The 7409-nt window shown below is 68.6% G+C and carries 4 protein-coding genes; all 4 read left to right on the top strand.

Features of this window, described 5'->3' with window-relative positions; translation table 11 throughout:
- Positions 1-54: 54 nt before the first annotated feature.
- Positions 55-3111: a BTAD domain-containing putative transcriptional regulator gene (locus VGC47_13500; GenBank protein HEX9856323.1), complete on the top strand. Its 3057-nt coding sequence runs from the start codon at positions 55-57 to the stop codon at positions 3109-3111.
- Positions 3112-3664: 553 nt separating this feature from the next.
- Positions 3665-4186 carry a hypothetical protein gene (locus VGC47_13495; protein HEX9856322.1) on the top strand — a complete coding sequence of 174 codons (522 nt, stop codon included), beginning with the start codon at positions 3665-3667 and terminating at the stop codon, positions 4184-4186.
- Positions 4187-4675: 489 nt separating this feature from the next.
- Positions 4676-5428, top strand: coding sequence for an N-acyl homoserine lactonase family protein (locus tag VGC47_13490; GenBank protein HEX9856321.1), 753 nt, complete (start codon positions 4676-4678; stop codon positions 5426-5428).
- Positions 5429-5649: 221 nt separating this feature from the next.
- A partial coding sequence (locus VGC47_13485) for an adenylate/guanylate cyclase domain-containing protein (GenBank protein ID HEX9856320.1) occupies positions 5650-7409 on the top strand: 1760 nt, incomplete at its 3' end.

Genomic DNA, 7409 nt, shown 5'->3' with positions numbered 1-7409 from the left:
CAGCACGAACTCCGGTCCGGGGCGTGGCCCGTGCCAGTGCGACCCGCCACCCGGATGGCCGTGCACACCGGCGAGGCCGTCGAGCGAGACGGTGACTACTTCGGACCGGTGGTGAACCGCGCCGCTCGCCTGCGAAGCGTTTCCAGTGGCGGCGACGTGGTCCTCAGCCAGGCGACGGCGGCGCTCGTCGCCGAAGCGCTCCCGGAGAACAACCATCTGCACGACATCGGCGAGATCTCGCTCCGTGATCTCGACCGGCCAGAGCGTGTCTTCGTCGTCGCCGCAGAGGCGCTGGAGGTAGCGGCGCACTTCCAGATCCGGCTACTGGGCCAGTTCCGGGCCACCTTGAATGACACCGACGTAGAAGTCGGCGGCCCCAAGGAACGCTCCGTGCTCGCCCTGCTCGCCCTCGCCGACGGACCGATGACGCACGAACGGCTCATCGCAGGGCTGTGGGGCGAGGACCCGCCGTCGTCGGCGCGCAAGACGCTCCAGACCTACATCTGGCGTCTCCGTCAGTCGATCCCGGAGGAGCTGCTGTCGACGGTCTCCGGCGGGTACCAGCTCAGTGGCGCAGGGAGTGATGCCCGGCGCTTCGAACAGCTCGTCGACGACGGCGGCACGGCAGCGCGCGAAGACCCGAGCCGTGCGTTGCAGCTCTACGAACAGGCCCTGGCGACGTGGCGGGGGGACCCGTTCAGTGGCTGCGCGTCGACCACGACGCTGGACACGGAATCGTCACGGCTGGCGGAGCTGCGACTCCGCGCCGCCGAGGGACGGTGCGCAGCCGCCCTGGACCTCGGTCACCACGCCGAACTCGTCGGCGAGCTCGAACAGCTACTCGAGGTCCATCCGTTCCGAGAGGAGCTCTGGCGAATGCTGATCCTGGCGCACTACCGCAGCGGTCGCCAGGCCGACGCACTGCGCTCGTTCCAGCGGGCCAGGACCCAGCTCATCCAGGAGCTCGGAGTCGAGCCCGGACCCCGTCTCAGGGAGCTGGAACAGGATCTCCTCCATCAACGGATCGACCTCGTGCCAGAAGAGCGCGCCGAGCCGGCACACACTTCGGCCCGGCACCGATGGCTCCCCACCGCCCGTCTGGTCGGTCGGGACCGGGAGCGATCGGAGCTGCGCTCGTCGCTGGACGACCACCGCCTCGTCACCCTGACGGGGCTCGGGGGTGCAGGCAAGACGCGCCTCGCGCAGGCGATCGCGGCAGAGTTCGAACCAGAGACCGTCGCGTTCTGCGACCTGTCCACGGCCCGGACCTCGGTCTCAGTGGTCACGGCCATCATCGACGGCTTGGGAGCGAGCGGCGACGCGCTCGCCCCGGCAGACCCCCTGGAGACCGTCTTCGCTCACATCGACGATCGCGAGATCCTCCTCGTGGCCGACAACTGCGAAGGCGTGCTCGACGCAGCCGCACCGGTCGTCGCATCCGTCCTCGCTCGATGTCCCGGCGTGCAGGTCCTCGCCACCAGCCGGGCCCCACTCGGTCTCGCCGGCGAGCGGGTCATGCACCTCGGTCCGCTTCGCGTTCCCGTCGACGACCGCGACGTGACCGCCGATGCCGCGGTGCTCTTCGCCGAACGAGCAACCGCAGCGCGACCGGACTTCACGCCGGACAGCTCCGAGCGGGCCGCGACACTGGAGATCTGCCGTCGTCTCGACGGCCTCCCTCTCGCGATCGAGCTCGCCGCGGCCCGGATGTCACACCTCTCCGCGCCGGAGCTGCTCGCCCGTCTGGACCGGCGCTTCGAGCTCCTGGTGGCGTCGGGCGAGGGACGCCCCGAGCGGCACCGCACCCTTCGCGCCACGATCGACTGGAGCTACGGCCTGCTCTCCGACGAGGAGCGCGCGGTGTTCCGGGTCCTGGCGGTGTTCAGTGGTTGGTTCGACATCACTGCAGCGGAAGCGTGCTGCGGCTCCGACCTGGACGTCGTCACCGCCACGGGTGGCCTCGTCGACAAGTCCCTCCTGGCCGCCGAGCACACCGGCGCCGCCACCAGGTACCGGTTCCTCGAGAGCATCCATCTCTTCGCCCGTGAACGCCTGGCTGGAAGCAACGACGAGGTCGCAGCACGGGACGCACACGCCGACTGGTGCCTCGCCCAGCTCGATCGAGTCCCCTGGGACCAGCGGTTGTTGAGCCCTCAGACCGCCGAGGAACTGGAAGGTGCGCACGGCGATCTGCTGCTCGCCGTCGAGTGGTCCGCCGAGCGGATGCACCTCCAGATGGTCGCCGACCTCGTGGCGTCGATGAGTGGCCTGCTCATGATCGGCGCCCACTTCGACGAGCTCGATCAATGGTTCCACGTCGCGATCGACATCGAGTCGTCGTACCCCCCGGGTCGACGGATCGCGACCGCGGCCGCGTCGCTCGTGTACATGCACCGCTTCGACGGGGACCTCGCCCACGTCACGAGCCACTTCCGACGGCTGGCGGCATTGATCGAGAACTTCCCTGCCGGACACCCGGTCACCGCCGTCGGGTACGCCACGCTCGCCAGCATCTGTTCACGACTGCCTGCGGAGAGACACTCGATGGAGCGCTACGCAGACCTCGCCCTCCACCACGTCACCGCCGACACCGACCGGATCCGCACGATGGCCCAGTGCCAGAAGGCACGAGCGCTCCTCTTCCGCGGCGACCACGACGCTGCTCGCGAACTCCTGGAAGCCGCACTGACCGAGTCGGTCGACGACGACGCAACCTTCTCGCTCGCCGAGGACCTGGCCCTCGCCCACCACCTCGCCGGGGACAACGCACGCGCGCGAGATCTCGCCGAATCGCGCATGGGCAAAGGCCCCGCGTTGTTCGGCCACCTTCCGGCGATCCTCGCCTCCGTCGCCGCCCACGCGGCGGGCGACGATGCCGCCGCGGACCAGCACCTCGAAACGGCTCGGATTGCGGCATCAGCGAGTCCAAGACACCCGCTCTCGGCGAACGACATCCGATTGGCGGAGGGCACACGGGCCGCGATCGCAGGTGACCGGTGCAGCGCCGCCACCCTGCTCGAGGATCTGGGACCAGCCTCGGTGAGCACGAACAGCATGGTCGTGCTCCTCGAGCACTACGCACCCCGCAACGTGTCAGCCATCGTCGGCTGACCGTCCGTCCCAGGCACGCGCCGGTCCGAGACGGCCAACGTTCTGCTGCGAGATATCCGCCGGCACGGCCGATCAGCGGCTGCTCACTCGACTGCACCAGCAACTGGTATCCCAGAACTCCGCCCATATCGAGCCGGGACATCCCCCCGAGGATTCGGTCCGGGCGTGGGCGATCGACCATCCCAGAAGGTCGCTCCCGATCGCCGACAATGCGGGAGGGATGAGCTGCAGCTCGCCCCGAACGGGTCCTCGGCGGCCAGGCTGAGCTGAGGCAGGCGTCCGGCAGTGGAGAAGCTGCCGAACTGAAGAGGACGTTCGGGTCATGTCCACTTTGTTCCACGGCTCCAGGCCGCAGGTCCTTGTCATCCACGGTCTGCGGGGTTTCAACCCGACGAGCACGTTGGTGACCTTGACAGTCAGCGGAATTCTCGCGTTCGCCTCGCGAGGGCCCGGATTCTTGTCATCGGCGTGGATGACGAGCGCTCGTCGCAGGCCTGACTCCCTCACTCCGTGGTGCGTCGGTGGCACGATCAAGGGTGACAGGAGCGGACTGATGAGCGCTGACCAGGTTGATCCCGATGATGACTTCCGCCGTCGCCTCGACGAGCGCGAGATCCTGCGCGAGGCAGAAGAGGCAGCAGCTCAGGTGGAGCGGAACACACGGACGCTCGGCGAGGTGATCGGTGCTGCGATGCTCGACGGCGACCTCGTCGTCCTCGAGGTCGGCGACGTGACTGTGAAGGGGCATCCCCTGTCGACAAGCGAGTCGCTCGTTCAGGTCCAGGTCGGCACCGCCGTCCGGCACGTCAACCTCGCGGCTATAGCCGGCGTCAGCGTGATCCCTGAGAAGGCGCCTCCGGTGCGCACCGACGGCCCCAGTGGCCTGTCTCTGAAGGGCTTCCTCCGGGACCTGGTGTCGAGGCCGCCCGATGGGTCCATCCGGTTGGTGACAACCTCCGGTCAGCAGTGGATGGGCCGAGTCATCGGAGGCGCCGACGACCACGTCGAGCTGGAGTCCGACGAGGGCTACCTCCGAGCCTGTCGCCTGGAGAACGTGGCCTTCATCGAGGCCTGACCCCTTCGGTGGTGACGGAGTTGGGTAACACCCCGATCCCTTCGCCTGCACCGGCACGTATCGTGGCAGTGCCACCTAACGTCGAGGCGCGTCGATAGCCGGCATCGAGGGTCCCCTCGACCGGCCTGCATCTGGCGCTGCTAGGTGAGCTGAGGTTCCTCGTTCGTCCTTGACCTGATTCGGTCGGGCACGGTGGAGCTGCCGCAAGCGCCACCCACTGAGGGCAACATCGCTGGGACCACGAAGCACCCAGGGGGAACATCAGCCCCAGCCCGATGTTTGCCCCCGCTGGCTGGCTGGGTCATCGCGTTGTCAGACGACGGCTGTACAGGCCTCGTCCTCGATGTCGAAGCGACGCCCGACCGGCATGTCGTCGACGTCCGCTACCGGGCTTTCCGGGCCAGCCAGAATGCGACCCATCGGTGCGATCGTCGAACGGCCCCGAACGCCGGGCCGACCCTGCGGCGTGATCCCGGCCATCATTGGGGCGTGACCGTCACTATCTCGCCACTCGACTGCGGCTCTCTCATCGCTCCGCGCAGCAGGTTCGAACAGGAGGCCATCGACGAGCCGGTAGAGCTGCCGGTCCCCGCCTGGCTGGTGCACCACCGGCGCGTCACGGTCCTGTTCGACACCGGCATGCATCCTGATCTCACCGGTCCCGGTGAGTTCACCGACACCGTCGGGCTCGTCTTCGACGTGGGGCTCACCGCCGATCAGCTAGTGGACCGGCGGCTGGAGGCCGCCGGTGTGAGCGCCACCGACATCGACGTCGTGGTGCTCTCGCACCTGCACTTCGACCACACCGGCGGCCTCGGACTGCTCCCGGACGCCCGCGTGGTGGTTCAGCGGGACGAGTGGACCGCAGGCGCCGACGACAACCTGGCGGCCGCAAGCGGCTTCCGGGCCGCCGAGTACCGCCTCGGTCACGACGTGACCCTGGCCGATGGGGATCACGACCTGTTCGGCGACGGGCTCGTCACCTGCATCGCGACGCCAGGGCACACGCCGGGCCACCAGTCGCTGCGTGTCCGCCTCGCCCACGTCGAGGTCGTGCTCGCCGCCGACTGCGCCTACTTCACCGCCACGCTCGACGGTGGGCTGCTGCCTCCGTTCGGTCACGACCTTGCGGCGCACGCCGCCAGCCTCGACCGTCTCCGTGCCATGCGGGCTGCCGGCACCGACGTCATCCCCGGTCACGACCGCGCCGTCTTCGACGCGCTGCCGGCCCGGATGGTCTGACTGGATTTGCTGCACATCTGTCACGGGGGCGGCGCCGTCGCTCCTATGGGAGGATGTCGACCATGTTCAACATCGGCGCGGCTGAGCTGCTTGTGATCCTTGCTCTGGTGGCCGGTCTCGTTGGAGTGATCGCCTCGGGTGTTCGGATCGGCACCCGACCGCGAACCGAGTGAAAGTGGCGGGCCACCCGGTCGGCCTCTTGAAAAGTGCGGTCTGAAACCATGGTGGAACCTCCCAGCGGCACGGTCGCCTTCTTGTTCACCGACATCGAGGGCAGCACGCGCCATTGGAAGGACGAGCCGTCGATGGCTTCCGCGCTCGAGCGTCATGACGCGATCGTCGCCGACGCGATCCGGCGCCATGAGGGGTATCTCGTCAAGCACACCGGTGACGGAGCGATGGCCGCCTTCGGGAAGGCAGCGGATGCCCTCGCCGCGGCCGTCGAAGCCCAGCGGGGGCTGGACGTCGAGTCGTGGGTGGGCGAGCCGATCAGGGCCCGCATGGCGATCCACACCGGTGAGGCGGAGGAGCGTGACGGCGACTATTTCGGTCCCACGCCGACGTTGGCGGCACGGTTGATGGATGCCGGGCACGGAGGACAGGTTCTCGCCTCACGCTCCACGGAGGAGCTGGTCCGGGAGCACATCGCTGAGGGCGTGTCGCTGCTCGACCTCGGGGAGCATGGTCTCAGGGACCTCGATCGGCGCCAGCGGATCTTCCAGGTGGCGGTCGAGGGGTTGGAGACCGAGTTCCCCCCGCTTCGCACGGCGAAAGCGTCCGACAACCTGCCTCGGAGCCGGACCTCGTTCGTTGGGCGGACGTCCGAGATCGAGGAAGTGCAGCGCCGCTTGGAGGACAGCGCGGTGGTCACCCTCACCGGTGTGGGCGGGAGCGGCAAGACGCGCCTGGCGGTGGAAGCTGCACGCCAGCGGCGCGGCGATCACGGAGATGGCGTTTACTTCGTCGACCTCTCACCGATCGGGGAGTCCGAGCAGGTCGCCCGGGCGGTCGGTGACGTCGTCGGCCTCCCGAGCGGGCACCAGAGTGAATCGCTCGACGTAGTCGTCGTGGGGTTCCTCTCCGGCCGGGAGGCGCTCTTGGTGCTCGACAACTGCGAGCACGTCATCGAGGCCGTTGCCGATCTCGTCGACCGGATCCTGGCCGGTGCGCCTGGGGTGCGCGTGCTCGCTACAAGTCGCGAGGCGCTCGGGGTGGAGGGCGAGGTGACCTTGACCGTTACATCGCTCGATCCCGCCGGGGATGCTGTGGTGCTGTTCGCGGATCGCGCGGTGGCCGTGCAGCCGGGTTTCGACCTCGAAGGCGGTCACCGGTCGGCGGTCGAGGAGATCTGTCTTCGGCTCGACGGGATGCCGCTGGCTATCGAGCTGGCGGCGGCGCGGGTCCAGCACCTGAGCCCGGCAGACATCGCAGGACGCCTCGATGACCGTTTCCGGCTCCTCACCGGCGGAGGGCGTCGGCGGGCCCAGCGTCAGCAGACGCTCCAGGCGGTGGTCGATTGGAGTCACGACCTTCTCGACGACGAGGAGCAGATCCTGTTCCGACGTCTGGCGGTGTTCGCGGGTGGGTTCACCCTCTCGGCCGTCGAGGGCGTCTGCTCGCAGGGCCTGACCCGTCCGACCGTGGATGTTCTGGGCGGCTTGGTCTCGAAGTCCCTGGTCACGGTCGACGTCCAGGATGTCGTCTCGCGTTATCGGCTCCTCGAGACCCTGCGCATGTACGCGCAGGACAAGCTCCTCGCGGCCGGTGAGGCGTCCGACGTGCGAAACGGGCACCGGGACTGGTTCGTCACCAGGGTGGAGTCGTCGCCGGAGGACCCCCTGGCGGGCTGGCGAATCGAGTCCGAGTTCGATGCCGACGCCGACAACCTCTGGCTGGCGGTGGAGTGGTCAGCCGGCGAGGGCCGCTGGGATCTCGTCGTCCGTCTCCTGACGGCGTCCCTTCTCACCTGGACGCGACAAAG

It is taken from the genome of Acidimicrobiia bacterium, assembly GCA_036396535.1.
GTDB lineage: Bacteria > Actinomycetota > Acidimicrobiia > Spongiisociales > UBA5794 > DASWKR01.
Note: the sequence above shows the minus strand (reverse complement) of the source record. Positions and strands in the feature narration are given on the sequence as shown.